Annotated in this window: 18 protein-coding genes; 4 read left to right on the top strand and 14 right to left on the bottom strand. The window is 45.1% G+C overall.

Annotated elements, in window-relative coordinates:
• Positions 1–65 precede the first annotated feature (65 nt).
• From ACZGCQ_RS06485 to yvfG, 7 genes are all read right to left on the bottom strand, one after another.
• The gene (locus tag ACZGCQ_RS06485) at positions 66–938 is read right to left on the bottom strand and encodes a diacylglycerol/lipid kinase family protein (RefSeq protein WP_481265896.1); all 873 of its coding nucleotides are present in this window, start codon (positions 936–938) and stop codon (positions 66–68) included.
• A complete protein-coding gene (locus tag ACZGCQ_RS06490) occupies positions 935–2452 on the bottom strand; it encodes an ABC transporter permease/substrate-binding protein (protein ID WP_481265897.1) in 1518 nt (505 codons plus the stop codon). The genes ACZGCQ_RS06485 and ACZGCQ_RS06490 overlap by 4 nt, the downstream gene beginning before the upstream one ends.
• The gene (locus tag ACZGCQ_RS06495) at positions 2449–3180 is read right to left on the bottom strand and encodes an ABC transporter ATP-binding protein (protein WP_029341975.1); all 732 of its coding nucleotides are present in this window, start codon (positions 3178–3180) and stop codon (positions 2449–2451) included. Before ACZGCQ_RS06495 ends, ACZGCQ_RS06490 begins: the two co-directional genes overlap by 4 nt.
• Positions 3181–3364: 184 nt before the next feature.
• Positions 3365–4000 (bottom strand): 3D domain-containing protein, encoded by a 636-nt coding sequence (locus ACZGCQ_RS06500; protein ID WP_481265898.1) that lies wholly within the window; start codon positions 3998–4000, stop codon positions 3365–3367.
• A gap of 661 nt (positions 4001–4661) precedes the next feature.
• Positions 4662–4871, bottom strand: a complete 210-nt coding sequence (locus ACZGCQ_RS06505; protein WP_023468601.1) for a hypothetical protein — start codon at positions 4869–4871, stop codon at positions 4662–4664.
• A 60-nt stretch (positions 4872–4931) separates the two neighbouring features.
• On the bottom strand, positions 4932–5543 hold the full coding sequence (locus ACZGCQ_RS06510) for an NUDIX hydrolase (protein WP_481265899.1): 612 nt from the start codon (positions 5541–5543) through the stop codon (positions 4932–4934).
• Positions 5540–5761, bottom strand: a complete 222-nt coding sequence (gene yvfG / locus ACZGCQ_RS06515; protein ID WP_023468603.1) for a protein YvfG — start codon at positions 5759–5761, stop codon at positions 5540–5542. Before yvfG ends, ACZGCQ_RS06510 begins: the two co-directional genes overlap by 4 nt.
• A gap of 88 nt (positions 5762–5849) precedes the next feature.
• Between yvfG and ACZGCQ_RS06520 the strand changes: the two genes are divergently transcribed.
• Together ACZGCQ_RS06520 and ACZGCQ_RS06525 are read left to right on the top strand one after the other, a co-directional pair.
• Complete coding sequence (locus ACZGCQ_RS06520; protein ID WP_029341981.1) at positions 5850–7424, top strand: FAD-dependent monooxygenase; 1575 nt, start codon at positions 5850–5852, stop codon at positions 7422–7424.
• Positions 7425–7457: 33 nt separating this feature from the next.
• Positions 7458–7775, top strand: coding sequence for a hypothetical protein (locus ACZGCQ_RS06525; RefSeq protein ID WP_029341982.1), 318 nt, complete (start codon positions 7458–7460; stop codon positions 7773–7775).
• Positions 7776–7819: 44 nt separating this feature from the next.
• Here ACZGCQ_RS06525 and ACZGCQ_RS06530 read toward each other — a convergent pair whose 3' ends face one another.
• The 7 genes from ACZGCQ_RS06530 to recU form a co-directional block, all read right to left on the bottom strand.
• Positions 7820–8374, bottom strand: coding sequence for a nuclease-related domain-containing protein (locus tag ACZGCQ_RS06530; protein ID WP_029341983.1), 555 nt, complete (start codon positions 8372–8374; stop codon positions 7820–7822).
• Between the two features lie 129 nt (positions 8375–8503).
• On the bottom strand, positions 8504–8818 hold the full coding sequence (gene gpsB, locus ACZGCQ_RS06535) for a cell division regulator GpsB (RefSeq protein ID WP_023468607.1): 315 nt from the start codon (positions 8816–8818) through the stop codon (positions 8504–8506).
• 5 nt (positions 8819–8823) lie between these two features.
• Positions 8824–9384, bottom strand: a complete 561-nt coding sequence (locus tag ACZGCQ_RS06540; RefSeq protein WP_029341984.1) for an SLOG family protein — start codon at positions 9382–9384, stop codon at positions 8824–8826.
• Positions 9381–10586 (bottom strand): ribonuclease H-like domain-containing protein, encoded by a 1206-nt coding sequence (locus tag ACZGCQ_RS06545; RefSeq protein WP_481265900.1) that lies wholly within the window; start codon positions 10584–10586, stop codon positions 9381–9383. The genes ACZGCQ_RS06540 and ACZGCQ_RS06545 overlap by 4 nt, the downstream gene beginning before the upstream one ends.
• Complete coding sequence (locus tag ACZGCQ_RS06550) at positions 10583–12847, bottom strand: DEAD/DEAH box helicase (RefSeq protein WP_481265901.1); 2265 nt, start codon at positions 12845–12847, stop codon at positions 10583–10585. The genes ACZGCQ_RS06545 and ACZGCQ_RS06550 overlap by 4 nt, the downstream gene beginning before the upstream one ends.
• A gap of 103 nt (positions 12848–12950) precedes the next feature.
• Positions 12951–15617: a PBP1A family penicillin-binding protein gene (locus tag ACZGCQ_RS06555; protein WP_481265902.1), complete on the bottom strand. Its 2667-nt coding sequence runs from the start codon at positions 15615–15617 to the stop codon at positions 12951–12953.
• A gap of 20 nt (positions 15618–15637) precedes the next feature.
• Positions 15638–16264 (bottom strand): Holliday junction resolvase RecU, encoded by a 627-nt coding sequence (recU, locus tag ACZGCQ_RS06560; RefSeq protein WP_035396916.1) that lies wholly within the window; start codon positions 16262–16264, stop codon positions 15638–15640.
• Between the two features lie 74 nt (positions 16265–16338).
• On the opposite strand from recU, the gene ACZGCQ_RS06565 reads away from it, so the two are divergent.
• Positions 16339–16641, top strand: coding sequence for a DUF1798 family protein (locus ACZGCQ_RS06565; protein ID WP_023468613.1), 303 nt, complete (start codon positions 16339–16341; stop codon positions 16639–16641).
• 175 nt (positions 16642–16816) lie between these two features.
• Positions 16817–17731, top strand: coding sequence for a DUF3800 domain-containing protein (locus ACZGCQ_RS06570; RefSeq protein ID WP_023468614.1), 915 nt, complete (start codon positions 16817–16819; stop codon positions 17729–17731).
• The last annotated feature ends 31 nt before the right edge of the window (positions 17732–17762 follow it).

Genomic DNA, 17762 nt, shown 5'->3' on the forward strand with positions numbered 1-17762 from the left:
GTTGAATAAGCATCAAAAAAGAGAAGATCGTATACTTTTACGACCTTCTCTTCCTTCCAATTTTATTATAGAGTTCCTCCATACATTCGGAGATACTCTGGTAATACTTTGACTGTCACTGGTGTATGAATCGCTTTTTCACCATCTGTATCAATGACTTTTGCATCTTTCGTTTTCAACTTAAAACCACTTGTCAAGATATGCGTAAAGGAAGGATCATTGGCAAGACCGATTTTTTGAAGGATCACATCACGAATAGTCGTCAAGTTTACTTCGTCGACGATGACTAAATCAAGTTTCCCATCGTTATATGCTCCATCTGACAAGTTTGTTTCGATTCCACCGAGCGATTCTCCATTTGCCGCAAGAATTAGTACCGCTTCGCCTGTCATATGACGACCTTCGTCTAAGATTAATTCATATTCAAATGGTTTTGCTTCTAGACTCGAACGAATCGTCGATAGATAATAACCCATCTTACCAAGACGTGCTTTTTCTTCCGTATCGATTCCAATTGATGCTTCTGCGACAAGACCGACGCCAAGGAAATTCAAGAAATAGCTATCTTCGACTTGTCCGAGATCGACTTGAACGACATGTTGCATCGCAATCGCTTCCGCGGCAAGGCGCGGAGCCATCGGCAACCCGAGTGTTCGTGCGAAATCATTACAAGTACCTCCAGGAATGATCCCAAGAATTGGTCGCTCGTCTAGTTTTGCGACGCCGTTGATTGTTTCAAAGACCGTTCCATCTCCACCAATGACGACGACGGCATCAAACGAAGATGATTCTTCCGCAAAATGCATCGCATCGCCGGCTTGTTTCGTATTTTTAATGACGATTTCATCGAACAATGTACTTAACGGTTCGATGACTTCTCCAAGTAATCCCGTACCATTCGTGCCCGCTGTTGGATTACTGATCAGTAATAGCTTCATTGAATGATGCCTTCTTTCTTCAGATAATCACGAGCGACTTCATTCGCTGTTTTCCCACCATATGCGACCGCTTCATTCATTTTGGACATCTCTTCATCAGAAATTTTACCTGATAATTGTTCGAGTGCCTGTTTTACTTCTGGATATTCTTCAATCGTCTCTTGACGCAGAAGAGGAGCCCCTTCGTACGGTGGGAATAATTGCTGGTCGTCTTTTAGGACCACCATGTCGTATTTCGCGATTTCTGGATCCGTTGAGTAAGCATCAATGACATCGATTTCACCTGATTCGATTGCTTTATAGCGCAACTTCGGTTCCATCGTAACGACTTCTTTGAAATTGACGTCATATTTTTCTTGAATGCCTTTATACCCATCTTGGCGATCCTTGAATTCTAACGTGAAGCCGGCTGTTAACTGATTCGCGACCTGTTTCAAGTCAGAAATCGTCTTCAGATCATATCGTTCAGCTAATTTCTTCGGAACGGCTACAGCATAAGTGTTGTTATAGTTCATAGGTGGTAGCAAGGCTAATTCTTGTTTTTCAAGACCGGCTTTGGCTTGTTCATACACTTCTTTTGCATCGTTTGACTTCGGTTTTTCATTCGTCAAACTAGCGAGTACCGTTCCCGTAAATTCAGGATATGCGTCGATATCACCTGACTCGAGTGCCTTGTAGACGAATGTCGTCTTCCCAAAGTTTGGTTTAACTTGAACCATCAAATCTGTTTCATCTTCAATGACGATTTTATACATATTCATCAGGATTTCAGGTTCTACACCTAATTTTCCAGCAACGACGAGATCCGGTCGTTCACTGCGACCAAAGGCAAAAGGTGCGGCGACAATCGCGACCATCAATACGACTGCTGTTACGAGACGGGCTGTTTGTCGTTTACGAGTTGCGACTTCCGTTTGACGTAATAAGCCATCAAATAGAAGGGCGAGCAGTGCTGCTGGAATCGCACCAAGCAACAATAGATAGTTATCGTTACGGTCGATTCCAAGGAGAATGATGGAGCCTAATCCTCCAGCACCAATCAAGGCCGCAATCGTTGCTGTACCAATGATCAGTACCATCGCGGTCCGTATACCCGCCATCATGACAGGTAGTGCTAATGGAAGTTCGACTTTCCATAAACTTTGCATCGGAGTCATCCCACATGCGCGTGCCGCTTCCTTAATCGAGGGATCGACTTCGGCAAGCCCTGTATAAGTGTTTCGAACAATCGGTAATAAAGAATATAAGACAAGTGCAATGATCGACGGTACTGTACCAATCCCGACAAGCGGTATCATCAAACCAAGTAATGCGAGTGATGGAATCGTTTGGATGACTGAGGTCACACCAATCGACCACTCACTCAGACGTTTGTTACGTGATAAGTAAATCCCAAGCGGAATAGCGATAACACATGCAATGAGCAAGGAGATGACAGATAATTGGATATGTTCGATCAACGCTTGAAGCAGTTCGCTTTTTCGGTCCTGATACGTCTCAAGCAATCCGTTCATTCGATATTCCCCCTGACTTGACGCATGAATTCTTGAACGAACGGATCGTTACTTGCTAGTACCTCTTCCTTCGTACCGATGAAAGCGATCTCTCCAGCGTTCATCAGACAGATGCGACTGCCTAGTTTTAACGCTTCGTTCATATCGTGCGTGACGAACAAAATTGTTTTACCAAGCTCTTCGTTTAGATGCAACAAATCATTTTGTAATTGTTCCCGTGAAATGGGATCAAGAGCAGAAAATGGTTCATCCATCAAGATGACGTCTTGTTCTGCTGCGAGTGCCCGCATAACCCCGACCCGTTGTTGTTGTCCCCCAGAGAGTTCGCTTGGATATTTTTTCTTAAGTGAGGTGTTCAACCCAGTTAACCGAAATAATTCATCGACTCGTTGTACCACTTTCTCTTTATCCCACTTTAATAACTCAGGTACGACGCTAACGTTCTCCTCAATCGTCATGTGTGGAAAAAGGGCAATCTGTTGTAAGACATAGCCAATTCGCCGACGCAGTTCATGTTCATTGATCGACATGATCGGTTCACCATCAATCCAAATTTGCCCTTCCGTATGATCAATCAATCGATTGACCATTTTCATCGTTGTAGTTTTACCGCATCCTGAAGGACCAATCAAACAAAAAATCTCGCCTTGTTCAACTGTAAAATTCACATGTTGCACTGCCTTTGTTCCGTCTGCATACGTTTTGCCGACATCCTTGAATTCAATCACGAACCATCCCTCGTTTCCCGGTTTATTATCTTTGTAAAATTCCCCTTTCTTGGACATTCCAAAACCTATTCCATCCACTCTTTTCCCTGTTTTCTAAATCCATTATCGAACAGGCAAGTTTTTAATTCTTTATCAAAACAAAAAAGACGATGGAAACTATCCACCGCCTAATCGTATACTTCTCTTATTCGAACGTCACCGTGACTTGACGGCGACCCCATTCTAAGGCTTCTTGTTTTGAACCGACAAGAAGATCCATGATTTTTCCGCGAATCGCACCACCTGTATCGAGCGCAATCGCATCGCCGAAACCTTCTACATGTACCTTAGTTCCAAGCGGTACGACCGATGGATCGACAGCAACAATGCGACGTCCTTCGTATGTAATCGTATTTGTGACGTCATAACCTGATGCCGTTAAGGCACGACCATTATACAAGCGGCTTCCATTGTTTTCTGGATTCGTCGTATACGCTGTCGTCTCAAATGTTTCCGTACGCTTTGTGGAACGGTCAGCGTTTGCTTGTGTTCGACTGTGTTTCTTTACCTGTTGTGCTTCCTTTTTGGCTTCTTGCGCTGCTTTTGCTTTTTGCTCTGCTTCTGCTTTTTGCTTAGCCAAGGCTTTTAGACGCGCTTGTTTTTTCGCCTCTGCTTGTTCACGCTTCTCTTGAGCAGCTTGACGTTTCATCTCTAATGGATTTTGTACGATTGTTTTCTCCGTACCGATCCCGATTTGTGCTGCCGACGCTTCATGATGCGGCAAAAGAATAAATATGAATCCCGCTAAACAAAGGGATAAAAGGAATGATGTTCGTTTCATGTTGATGCCAACCTTTCTCGCCGTTTTACGACCCGCACAACGTATCACGGTGACAAATAGTTTGAAAAGCGAACACTATGAATTGAAATATATCTGTCAAAAAGTAACGAAATGGTTACACGCTTACAAAAAACGCTCTCAATCGTTGTGTATCAACGTTTTTATATTTTGTAACCGTTCTGTTACGAATTAACTCTTGTTACTCTTTTGTAATAAATGTATCTTTTCGATGTTTTCAGTCATTTTGTCCAATTTTTTAAAGAATATAAGAATATAGGATTTTATTATTATTCAGATCGCTGAATGAACATAAAAAAACACACCCACATGTGGTGTGCTGAGTTTGCAAACAAGATGGTCCTGCGGAACCAGTTGTTCCAATATGATGGTGATCTTTCTTACCCATCATTGAAAGTCCTCCTCCTTCTTCGTTTCTACTTTTTTATACCGAAAGAAAGAGGGGAGAAGCGTTTTGTTCACTCGAAATCGCTTCCTAGGGAAAAACAAGCAGGAGCGACCCTGCAACGAAATGAAGCGGCGCAATGCTTGTCCCAGGAAAACGATTCGAGATGAACAAAAAAGCGCAATCTTTCTCGTTAAGAGAAAAATTACGCTTTGTCTTAAGTCTGAGCAAACCAATTATGTGGTGTGCTTTCATGTATTATTTTGTTTTACGTTCTAACAATTCGATCTCTGACTTTAATAAGACTTGTTTTTCAAACTCTAAGCCGAGTGCCTCAAAGTTTTTCGTGTGGGATACATCACCAACGACCGTATTTGTCAATACTGCCGTTACTTCCGCTACCCAGCCTTCTTTCGTTTTTACCATATCGCCAACGATATAATCGAATAACTCTTCTGTTTCTTCCATTTGACTCATCTCCTGACACGTTCAATTACAGTTAATCATATAAAATAACGACCGAAAAAGCTAGTCACGCGTCAATTGAGCTAAGAACTGGCGCAAGATTTTAGCGGTTAATCCCCAAATCAGATAATCCCCGTGCTCATAAAAGTGCTCCGTGACTGTATACGTACGATCCAGATAGGCTTCTCGATTCGCCATGCGTTCGGTTGGCACTTCCTTACCAGGGCGAATCCGCCACTCCATATCTCCTTTGATCGGCTTCGAAGTCATCAATTCCGTTAATGACACGAGAAAGACATGATCGACTTCGGCCGGCGAAGGATTAAAGTCTGTCGCATGGAGAATACCAAGATACGGGTAAATGATCGACCGGTTCGGTGTCACGAGTGGTTCAAGCGTTCCAATCACTTCGATCTCAGAAGCACTGACATTTAATTCTTCGACCGTTTCGCGGACGGCTGCTGCTTTCGGTAATTCACCGCCATCGATCCGACCACCCGGAAAAGCGATTTCACCTGGTTGCGAACGTAATGTCTTGGCGCGTACTTGAAATAACAAATAGACTTCGTCATCCTGCTCGACTAACGGAACGAGTACAGCTGCCGCATGACGAGGTAAACGTTCTTCAGAATCTACGTAATGCTTTCGGATATCGGCTAAGTTCACCTGTTTCATCGCCCTTCTTGTGCAACGTGTTGGTACGCCTCTTCCAGATGGCGCATACGAACGATGAGATCCGCATTTTTAGCAATCCGGTCCGATAAAATCGATCCTGCTACCGTCTTGTAATAGGCGTTTAACGCATGTCGTTTCGTCAGATGTGCCTCATTCTGACGGATATATTCCTTAAAATTCGCAATCAATCGTTCTGTCGTAAAAAGTTGTTCGTTCACAAATTTCATCCTTTCACACGTCAAGCGTGTCATCAATAGTTTAATGGTAACGAGTTTTGGCTAAGATGTAAATTAAGGGGGGTTATCCGTGAATAAAAAATTAGATGTCCTCATTATCGGTGCCGGACCAACCGGTTTAACACTCGCACTCGCACTCTCACGCTATGGATTATCCTTTCGCATCGTCGAACGTGCAAGCGGACCATCCGTCGTCTCAAAAGCAATCGGGATTCAAGCGCGTTCTCTAGAGTTGTTCGCAAGGCTTGGTGTCGCAGAAGACTTGATGGAGAATGCGATTAAAATCAATCAAGGAAACCTCTATGTCAATGGTGCATGGCAGGCAAAACTTGATTTTACTGATTTGAATACACCCTTTCCGTTCGTCACGCTGTTACCTCAAAGTGAGACAGAACGGATTCTTGAAGCGCAACTCGCCACTTACGGTCATGCAGTGGAACGAGAGACGGAATTGACGGGGTTTGCTCAATTCCCGACTTTTGTTACTGCTTCCTTACAACATAAAGGGGAAACAGAGACGGTCGATGCTTCCTTCATCATCGGAGCAGATGGTGCGAACAGTTTCGTCCGTCGTGAGCTCGGGCTTCCATTCAGCGGGAAGTCGTTTAAAGAATCGTGGGCACTGGCTGACATCGAGGTCGACTGGCCACTCTCTTCTGAAGAGGTTCATATCTTCTTCTCTGATCATGGCGTCATCGAGTCGTTTCCTCTCCAGTCGAACTTGTTCCGTATTACTGGTAATCTAACGAGCGGACCTGTTCCGACCGACCATAAAGCGATTGATGATTTTTTACAAAATCGAGCCAAAGTACCGTTTGAGCTAAAAAAAGTCCATTGGTATTCGATGTTCCGTGTCCATAACCGGATTATCGAGAAATTTGGTCACCATCGGATTTATTTGATTGGGGATGCCGCACACATTAATTCACCCGTCGGTGGTCAAGGAATGAACACCGGAATTGCTGATGCGATGAACCTCGCTTGGAAACTATGGTGTGTCCATCAGTTCAAGGCGAGTTTTCCATTACTTGATTCTTACAGCGTCGAACGTCGAGAAGCGGCACAAGGGATCTTACGATCAACAAATCTTGCGACGGAACTCCTGCAAATCAACATTCCCTTTTTATTACCCTTGCAGGAAAAAGTCATTCGGAATAGTCTCAAAATCGCACCCTTACATCATTTCGTGACGAACCGGATTGCTCAGCTCAACAGCCACTACCCAGCGAGTTCGACCTTCGTCACACAAGGACACTTTAGTCCATTGACACCAAAACCAGGTGAACCGATGCCTTACAGTGAAGTCGTCCACCCGCGGACCAAAAAGAACGAACTATTGTTACGTCGTGCCGATCGGAATTTCTTATTGCTGCTGTTCTTACCAAAAAACGCAACCGATGATCTTCTTGAGCCATTCAAGGAACTCGCCTATACCTATCCCGATCTATTTGAGACGGTACCGATCCATCAATCCCTTAAAGAGGATGGTGTCGTCGATCAAGGCGGTGAACTTGCACGACGCTTTGGCATCAAGCAATCCGGATTATATTTGATTCGCCCTGACGGTTATATCGCGTATCGCCAACAAGGTTTGAAAAGTAAATCATTCGCCCGCTATGTTGAACGTTTACTTTATGCGCGTTAACTCGGTATGATAGTAGGTGAGGTGAAGGCAAAGATGGATATACAGCTAGTACGAACGGTTTTAATCATTCTTTTAGTCATTGCATTTCTCGTCATCGTCAGTAGACGAACGAAGGAAAATCTTCGATGGTCACTGATTGGGGAAGCATTTGGTGAAAAAGGAGAAGATTTATTAAAGGATGCTGCTCGACTTGAAGCAGCTGACTTAGACATTCGAGTCGAACGCGGCGTCAAGACTTCGTTTTTATTCCGGCGTTTCAGTAAAGACTTGGATGATCGCGTAGCGGTGTATGTCTTGAAAGAAGACTTGGATCAAGCTGAAGACATTCTTGCTTCTCGACCAAGACGATGAATTCAAATGAAAAGGCAGTGAAGCGAGCGCTTCACTGCCTTTGTTCATTCCTGCTGCTGTGCAAGATAAAATGCAACTTGTTTTCGTTCTTGCTCTAGAACAGGGGAGGATTTTTTTGAGACGATGAACGCCCGCACATCCTTGAAGCTATGCCCCGTCGGGAATTTAATTCGTTCCGTTCGCATCTGTGGTGCATTCGGAAAAAGTGTGATGCCATGAATCGGAATGATGATCCCTTGTTCTTTTAGCGTTTTTCGAACCGCTTGAACGATTTTTTTCGACTGATTGATTGGATGAGGTTCAAACACTTTTCTTCCATGCTCAGAATCCATGATATGACAAGATTCCTCCGTCATCCATTCTACGACCGCATCGTTTTGTAACACGAGGAACAATCCTTTTGGACCAATCAGTGCAAAAGGAATGACAATCGTGTCAGAAAGACGAATCCGATCAAACAACATCCAATCAAAACGACAAACATGACGGATTTCATTACAGAGTGCATCCGTTTCACTCGTCGTCGTACTCACTTGTTTATTTGCAAAAAAACGACGGCGCGGTGGTTCAGGAACAGAAGCAGTCATGACTTGTAACATGGTTCATCATCCTTTGTAGTATGTATTATTAGTTATCTTAACACCGTTTTCGTTCAGATGACGATTCTTTCAAAAAGAAGGAAATAAAAAAGACACTTCTGATTTGACAGAAATGTCTTTTTTGATGCGTCAATCTTGGTGCGGACGTCCGAAAACGGCCTTCTCTAGATTCGAAATACGACGTAACATGTCATAGTTCGATGAACTTGATACTTGTGGCTCCGCTTGTTCGACGCGGCGTTCTTCACGTTTTACCGGTTGTGCTGGTGCTTGTTTTAACGCCTCGTTCTCTTTCTTCAGACGTTCGATCTCACGTTCGAATCCTTCATAATCCTTAATGATTTGATCCAAGTATCCATCGACATCCTCGATGACATAGCCACGGAGGCCGGTTTTGAATTCCTTTTTGTAAATATCGTCCGCTGTCAACAATGGCTTATACATCCTCTTCACTCCCACTGATCATTGTATTGTAATTCTTGTTCGAGCCAAGATAAATCATCTTGTGTAATTAAAAACAACTGATAATCGGATTGTTCCATTTCTATTCTAGCACGCTCTACTAAAAATTTCGCCGATCCTCCATGTTCTTCATCAAAAACCGACAATAATCCTTGGCTTTTTTGAATCATGAACTCGGTTTTATTGCGTAACTGCGATGGATCCGTATACGGTTTCTGACTGATTGCTTCGACGAAGTCAGCTTGTTCAAGAATGGAGAGGTACTGCGCTTGAACTGGCTCTTTCCAGCGTGCTTCCTGTTCCAAGAACGGCAAAAGAATACCGAGACGAATATGTGGATACTCTTCCTTTAATTCAAGCACGACCTCGCATGCCCAGATTTCGCAACCCGGTGAGGCATTCGTGATAAACCACTCTGTACCTCGATCCTCAATTAAGCGAATCATCCGCTCTCGATATGCTGCCTTTAAGACCCGGATACCAGGATGTTTTTGATCAAAGATACCTAGTTCATTGGGTTTGTAACCTGTGATGGCGATAACTTTCACGCGTCACACTTCCTTTTTAACCGACGTCCTCGATGATCTAGCTCTGCCAAGATTCGTTCTTTTTTAGTAATCAACCAATGATGTCGCTCGACGTGTTGTCGTGCTCGTTCCGTATAATCATAAGCAAGCACTGGATCTTTTGCAATGTGCTCTGCCCACTTCGCAAGTTCGACATACCCTAAATAACTGTTACTCTTCAAGAAACAATCTCGAGCTAGTTCATAGTTCTTCATTTTTTTATGCAAATAACCTTGACGCAACCATCCTTCTGCGGATAGTTCTTTGACTTGTTGAAAATGAGCGTGTGATCCTTCATGAATTCCGAGATCTGCCAGCCAAATCGCGATGTTTTCTTGAATCGGAGAAGGTGCCTCCGCTCGATGTGTGACGAGTCGGTTGCATGCATCATAGAGTCCGACAAGCGTCAAACAATCATCCAGATGATGTTGCAAGACCCCTGTCATGATATCCGGATGCTGGTGTTCGATGTACTGGAAGTAATGCATGGGTGCCAAAAATCCAGGTAAATCCCCTTCCCGTTCGAATCCGATCCGCTCTTCCATCGCTGTCAACCGATAGGAATCATACATTCCTTTAAAGATCCGTCGCGCAACATGAAGTAAATCAAGATGACCGACTTTCGGCAAACGAGGAACACGTTCCCGAACGAAGACATGACGTGTCTTGATTTGCGGCCAATCAAAGCTTTTCCCGTTATAGGTCACGAAGCGGACATCATCTCCGATATCATGCAGGAAGTGATGGTAAAAGGCAGCTTCAAAGTGCGGATGCGGTAAGAAATATTGCCGCATCAGCAATCCACCCTGCTCAAAGCGCGCGAACCCGAGTAAAAAGATCGTCGTTCCGGTTCCTCGTAATCCTGTCGTTTCCGTATCAAAGAAAATGACTTGCTCAAGTGGAACATCCAGTGCAAGTGGCGGATGAGGAAGCTGTAAGGACTCATACACTTCAGCAAAGCTTCGGTCTCCATGTCGGTCCGTTAACGCATACCGTTTGTCGATCCGAACAATCCACTCTTCTTCAAACGTCAAGATGTCGGCCCCTCGATCAATCCAAGCCTGCTGCTCGTCGGTCCATCCGACTGTGGTCTCCGCTATTTCCGCTTCAGAAGCGGAGGACGCAGGAGCATCTGGTGCGACGTCTGATGTAGATTTCAGCATTCGTCTAAGACGATTTTTCATGATAGTTCCTTCTCCATTTCTGCTAATAACTGAATCGTTCGTTCTTTTTCATCTGCGACACCTACCATACCGATGCAAGCAGGACAGCCGTCCTGACAAGGACACGTAACGATCGAATCCCGTGCTGCACGTAACATGACACCGCGTTGCTTGTAGATCGACTGCGCAAGTCCAACTCCACCAGGGTAACGATCATACAGATAGACGGTAGGTTGTTGTGTGTGTGTCGCTTTGACTTGCGGCACGACGAAGACATCACTGGCATCACACATCAAATAAAGCGGTGCAACACGCCGTAGACTATTCGCGACCCCTTCTAACACTTGCTCGAGCTCTGTCGAAGAGCGTGCATGGTCAGGTAAAGTGAACCAGACACCCGTCGTATGAATTTCTCGTTCCGGTAGGTGAATCGGACCCGATCCGATATTCTCATGAGTTCCGAACTTAATTTTCTTGAACATCGTCGCCATCCCACGAACGCTGACATCGCCACGGGCAACACTATATTCTCCCTCTGCGTATCGTTCATCTTCTTCGAGCACAGAAAGGTCGACTGAAAAATTAGCATCCGTATAATAATCGACGTCCACGGCACGGACGAACGCTTTTTTCTCTTCAAAATCCAAATGCTCAACTTGGTATTGATCGGCTCCGTGAAGATAAATGGCCTCGTCATGTAACAACGTCATCGCACTAAACGTATCCATTTCACCGATGACTCGATTCGGTACCTCGGTCTGATCGACGATGATGACGTTCTCTTGATCACTCGACCGAAGCGATATTCCATGAGCCGGAAACGCATCGTTCATCCAATAAAACCGATCGCCGCGTTCGTGCAGGACACGCTCTTCGACTAAGTATTCGAGGATATCTTCCGTCTCGAGTGTTCCAAATGATTCTCCTTTCGTAAAAGGCAGTTCAAACGCTGCACATTTGACGTGATCGACGGCAATGATCAGATTATCCGGATCCAGTCGGGCTGCCTCTGGGGATTGATTCAAGAACAACTCAGGTCGTTCTGCAACATATTGATCGAGCATACCGGAAGAAGCGACAAGAATGATTAACGCATCATCTTGACGGCGCCCTGCGCGCCCTGCTTGTTGCCATAGCGAAGCAATCGTTCCCGGATAACCATTCATGATACAGACTTGCAGTTGACCGATGTCGACACCCAGTTCGAGAGCGTTCGTCGAGACGATACCGGTGATCTCTCCTTGACGTAACCGTCGTTCGATATCGCGACGTTCACTTGGCAAATAACCGCCCCGGTATCCTTCGATCGATCGAGGACCAAGCTCATGCGGATAGATGCTACGTAGATACGTCAGTAAGACTTCAACGCGGACGCGGGAGCGCGCAAAGACGATCGTTTGGAACTTTTTCTTGATGAAGCGCATCGCCAGTTGTTTTGTCTCAAGCGTCGCTGAACGCCGAATGCCGAGTTGTGCGTTGACAATCGGTGGTTGATAGACGAGAAAATGTTTGCGACCAGTCGGCGCACCGTTCTCATCAATCAAACCGACTTTTTTCTCCGTTAACCGTTCAGCCAGCTCCTGCGGATTGGCAATTGTCGCACTCGTCATGATGAAGACCGGATCACTGCCGTAATACCGACAAATCCGTCGTAATCGCCGAATGACATTCGCGACATGGCTGCCGAAGACACCGCGGTACGTGTGAAGCTCATCGATCACGATATATTTTAAGTTCTCAAATAGTTCGATCCATTTCGTATGGTGTGGCAAAATGCCGGAATGTAGCATATCCGGATTCGTGATGACGATATTACCGGCTTTTCTTACTTTTGTTCGAATCGTCGGCGACGTATCTCCGTCATAGGTAAAACATCGGATCGGCGCCTCTAATTGATCAATCATTTCAAGTAACTCACTATTTTGATCTTGTGCGAGGGCTTTTGTCGGATAGAGATACAATGCTCGTGCATTCGGATGCTCAAGCAGGTGCGATAAGACCGGTAAGTTAAAACAATAGGTCTTTCCGGAGGCAGTCGGTGTGACGATGACCGTCGACTCTCCCGCTTGTACACGTTCAAACGCTAACCCTTGATGACGGTACAATTGCGTAATCCCACGTGTGCGAAGGGCTTGCCGTAAACGCTCCGGTAGTCGTTCTGGAAAATCGACATAGCGCCCAGCTGTCGCTTCCATCGTTTTCATATACGTAATCCGCTCCGTGAACGAGCGGTCCTGTTTCAATTCTTCGAGAAATGCAACGAGCGTTTGTTTCGCTTGCATGCCTTCACTTCCTTCCACTTCTCATTATACAAAAAAAGAGGCAAGACCAAAGAACGAACTACTCGCCTTTGGTCTTGTCTACTTTACAAGTGATGCTCCTTTATTAATCTTCAGAGTCATCTCCACTGTTATTCGGATTGTTCGGATTGTTGTTTCGTTCCGTCGAACCATTCGAATTGTTTTGCGTATTTGCTCCATCATTCGAATTCGGTGCATCTGTTGCTGGTTCGTCCGTCGTTGGTTCATCCGTTGTCGGTTCGTCCGTCGCTGGTTCATCCGTCGTCGGTTCGTCCGTCGCTGGTTCATCCGTCGTCGGTTCGTCCGTTGCTGGTTCATCCGTCGTCGGTTCGTCCGTCGTCGGTTCGTCCGTCGTCGGTTCGTCCGTCGTCGGTTCGTCCGTTGCTGGTTCGTCCGTCGTCGGTTCATCCGTCGTTGGTTCATCCGTCGTCGGTTCTTCTGCTTCAGGATCGGTAACCGTTACCGTCGTCGAGACCGGACCAGATTCCTCGCCAGACGCTTTCGCTACGACTTGGAACGTTGACCGTCCTGGTTTCAAACCATTGATGCCAATTCGATTCGTCGTGCTCGTACCAATCGTTGATGTTTCACCGTCAGCATCTGTCATCGTCACTTCAAACGATACATCGTCATACCCATTGGCACGAAGCGCGGCGTCATTATAGTTCCAAGTCAGTTCACCGCTCTTTGTGTCTTCATCGTAAGATGCTTGTAATCCAGTCGGAGCGGGTACTGTCTTTTTTTCAACGACAGGTTCCTTCGTCCCTTTCACGTACAATTCATTTCCGATACTAAGGACAGAACTTGGTTGTTCAAACGGTGCCGGCGTACGATCACGAGTCTTCGTGATGAAATCTTTCCAGATTTGCTGTGCCATCGTACTGTTATACGGACCGCTAAGTCCGGCTCCGTTGTTGTTTCCGGATTTCGTCGTTCCTGTCCAGACACTGATTGAGACATCAGATGTATATCCTGCGAACCAGACATCTTTATAGGCATTCGTTGTTCCTGTCTTACCGGCTGCATCAAATGACAATCCAGCACTCGGGAACGTACCACCTGGTTTTAAGACGTCACGTAGCATATCCGTCAACATATACGCTGTATAGTCTTCCATCGCTTTTTTCGATTTGATCGGTGATTTGATTTTCGATCCATCACTGTACTCAATCGATTTGATAACGTGTGGTTTAATGTAATCGCCACCGTTACCGAGTGTGGCATAAGCTCCAGCCATCTGAGTCGTATTGAAACCGTGTTTCATCCCACCAATCGCATACGCAGGCGAAATCGACTCATCGTCTTTCATTTTCAAGCCAGATTTTTCAGCGAACGCCTCGACTGAATCACCGCCGATTTCTTGATACGTTTGGATGGCCGGTGTGTTTGCTGATATTTTCAACCAGTGGCGAATCGTATTCGTGCCACGGTATCCATCATAGTAGTTTCCAATCTCTTTTCCGTTGACTTCTGTTGGTTTATCCGTTAATTGTTTCGCAGTCGACCACTTATCATTTTCAATCGCTGGTCCGTAAGCGAAGAATGGTTTTGCAGACGATCCCGGTTGATGCGGTTCATTCGCAAAGTTTCGTCGTGCCGTTCCTTTACCTGGATTTTTACCATCCACGACCGCAAGGATTTCTCCTGATTGCGTGTTGACCGCTGTCGCAGCTGTTTCCGCATATTCCGGTAACTGAACGATTTGGTCTTTTTTAATGGCTTCATTCATGTAGTCGTGCATCGGTTTATCGATCGATGTATAGATCTTCAACCCTTGACCATAAATGTCTTTTCCTTCTAAACCAAAATCATCTTCTAACTCTTTTGATACCATATCGAAGATGACGCTGTCGTACGATTCATCCTTCGTCGACTTCGGCGCCGGATTGATTAATTTTGAGATCGGTTGTTTGACCGCTTTGTCGCGTTGCGCTTGTGAGATGACGCCTGTCGTCAACATCGCATCAAGAACTTGTGTTTGACGCCATTTCGTAAGTTTTGGATCTCCTTTAATTGGATCGTATGCGGTCGGACGTTGTGGCAGTCCTGCAAGCATCGCAGCTTCCGCATAATTCAACTTATCAACTGATTTATTGAAATAAGCTTTTGAAGCCGTCTGAATCCCAAACGAATTTTGACCATAGTAGTTTTTGTTCAAGTACATCTCTAAAATTTGATCTTTTGTATAGTCCTGCTCTAAGCGGATTGCGAGCCATTGTTCTTGGACTTTCCGCGTGACTGTTTTATCGAAGCTAAGGAATGATTGTTTGACGACCTGTTGTGTGATCGTCGACGCTCCTTCCGATCCGAAACCATCCGTCACGTTCGCGATGATGGCTCCGCCCAGACGACGGAAATCGATTCCGTTGTGCTGATAGAAACGACGGTCCTCAATCGAGATGAATGCGTCTTTAACGACTTCCGGTACTTCATCGATTGATACGTATTCTCGACTCGTTCCGCCTTTCGTAATCTCTTCCTTATTGCTCGCATAGATTTTCAATGGCAAAGCATCTCGAAGTTCTGTCTCATCGAGCTCAGGTGCCGTAGCAATCGCGTAAGCGGCAAATCCGCCTCCGACCAACATCATGACGATGAATAGTCCAGTAGCAATCAGCAATAACTTTTTCCAAAGTGGTCCTTTTCCACCGGAACCTCCACCTGACTTTTTCTTTTGGGGACGTTTCGTCCGTTTCATCTTTTTCTCAGATGACTTCGTCTCTTCACGACGTGCGACACGACTTCTTTCCATATGCTATCCTTCTCCTTCAATCAAAAAGTGTCTGAATTGAAATATAGTTCGTCCACTGCCTTTAAATAATCGATGGCAGGGTACGCGCCAGTCTCGACTTTGATACCGTCTCGTTCAATGACCGTCAGCGGAATTGATTTTCGTCCGCTTTCTAGCTGATCCCACCAGGGGAACACGTGCTCGACTGAAAGCACATATTGCACATTATACAGACTGAAACGAATGATGACAAAACAAATTCCTCCATGTTCGACACATTGGCGCATGTGTGCGATTTGATGGGGGTGAAAATTTTTTATCGGGAAGGACGTTTTGTTCGTCGTCTCCTTCGCTTCGAAATCAATATATTTTCCACGGTAGACACCATTATAATCGGTCGTCGATGGTTGCTTAAAATAGGCTTCCTTGACGACAGCTGCCGACCGCTTCGGATAATCCACTTGAACGATTTGTAACGGAGTGGGTTTCTTGTGAATGATTGCCCGATTATGGGTCAAGTAAAACGTATTACTTTCATTCAATAATTTTTCGAGCGTCATCCCTCGATTTGAAAAGGTTGAATCGGTTGATCGCGCCTTCTTGATTCGGGTTCCATGCGACTCGAGTGGCTTTTGAAATTTTTTCCCATTCGGGTAATTCAAAACGATTCCCCTCCTATCGCGTTTATTGTACCATGATATGTGATTGTACCGTATCGGCCGAGAGGAGTAGTTAAAAACCAATGACAATTGAACCGTTATTACAAGAGATTGAACGTATTTATCAAGAAGGACGTGCCGGAACCGAATATGACTTCAATCGAGACGTCGTACCGTTCGTTGAACGAGCGGATCAACTGATTGCACAGTGGCAAACGAATGCCCAAGATAGTCCTTACTTACGACCTAGCATGGTCGAAAGCGCCGTTGATCAACTGAAGCAAATTTCCGTCCAAGCATTTCAGCCAAAAACGAGTCTGAAGCGCTTCAATGAAACAATTAAATCCGTTCGATATATCGATCGCTTGATGAATGGTGAAGAATAACGATTAAAAAACAGGAATTATCTTCCTTAAGTCGAACACCTAATCATACGAGGGAATGTTTCTACGGTTTCACTTATCAGGCTATAGCTTTTCAACCGCCTAGCGTGTAAAGTGGCATCAAGAGCATTTCTTTCGAAAAGACTGTGTAATTATTGTGCAACTGGAGGAGATTCATTTGAACAAACGGGTACAATCGAACGTCAAAGGCGTTGACGTCAAAGGATTTCCTAAGAATTCAACCCCTGCCCCGAAGAAATACATCATGTTCGTCGACGAAACTGGGACACCGAAAGGGAATACACAATTCAACTTAACGGGTGTCTTGATGGAATATAAATATGCCATCGATTCGGATGAGACCGGTGAACCAAGTCCGCTTCGTCAACGTTTGATGGATTTTAAGGCAAAAGTTTTTGAAGATCCACATATTCCCCTTCATTTGAAAGAGATTTTAAAAGCTGAGCATCCGTACGGTAAAGAAGATGGCATCACGATCGATATGTTACGACATTTCTGGATCGCCTTGCCGGAATTTTTAGTTGATATCGATTGTACGATCGTCAGCGTCGAAGTCGATAAACAGAAGCTGCAAGACTTCTTCTCGACACCGAAGGATCCGTATGTCGTTGCTTTCGCCCATCTGATGAAGTCGTTTTATTCCTTCCTCGATGAGACAGAAGCAACGAGTGCGCGTGTCGTCCTTGAGAGCCGTGATGATTATCAAAACTTGCTCATTCAAAAGGCGTTCTTCGATATCTTCAATTCGGGAACGGTCCATCTCGACGTCGAAAAAAGCCGTCAAAAAATCAAAGGCTTCATCTTTGCTGAAAAAGACAGCGACCTCTACCAATCTGGTCTTGAGATTGCCGACTTGGTCTGCTTACCTTTATCTCGCGTCCGTCGTGGTGTCATCGAGGTAAAACCACGGTTTGTCCATTATGGGGACGAAAACCGGATTTTTAAAGCCATCAAAGATAAGATTTACATTCGACGCGATAGTCCGGACCAAGATTTCCGAAACTGGGGATTCAAAAAAGTACCGATCACGAAAAAGCGTCGTGAATGGTCCGATACTCCTTGGAATGGATGATATGCAAAAAAAAAGTGGATCCCCATTGGAT

This window comes from Exiguobacterium sp. HSB13, assembly GCF_056764755.1.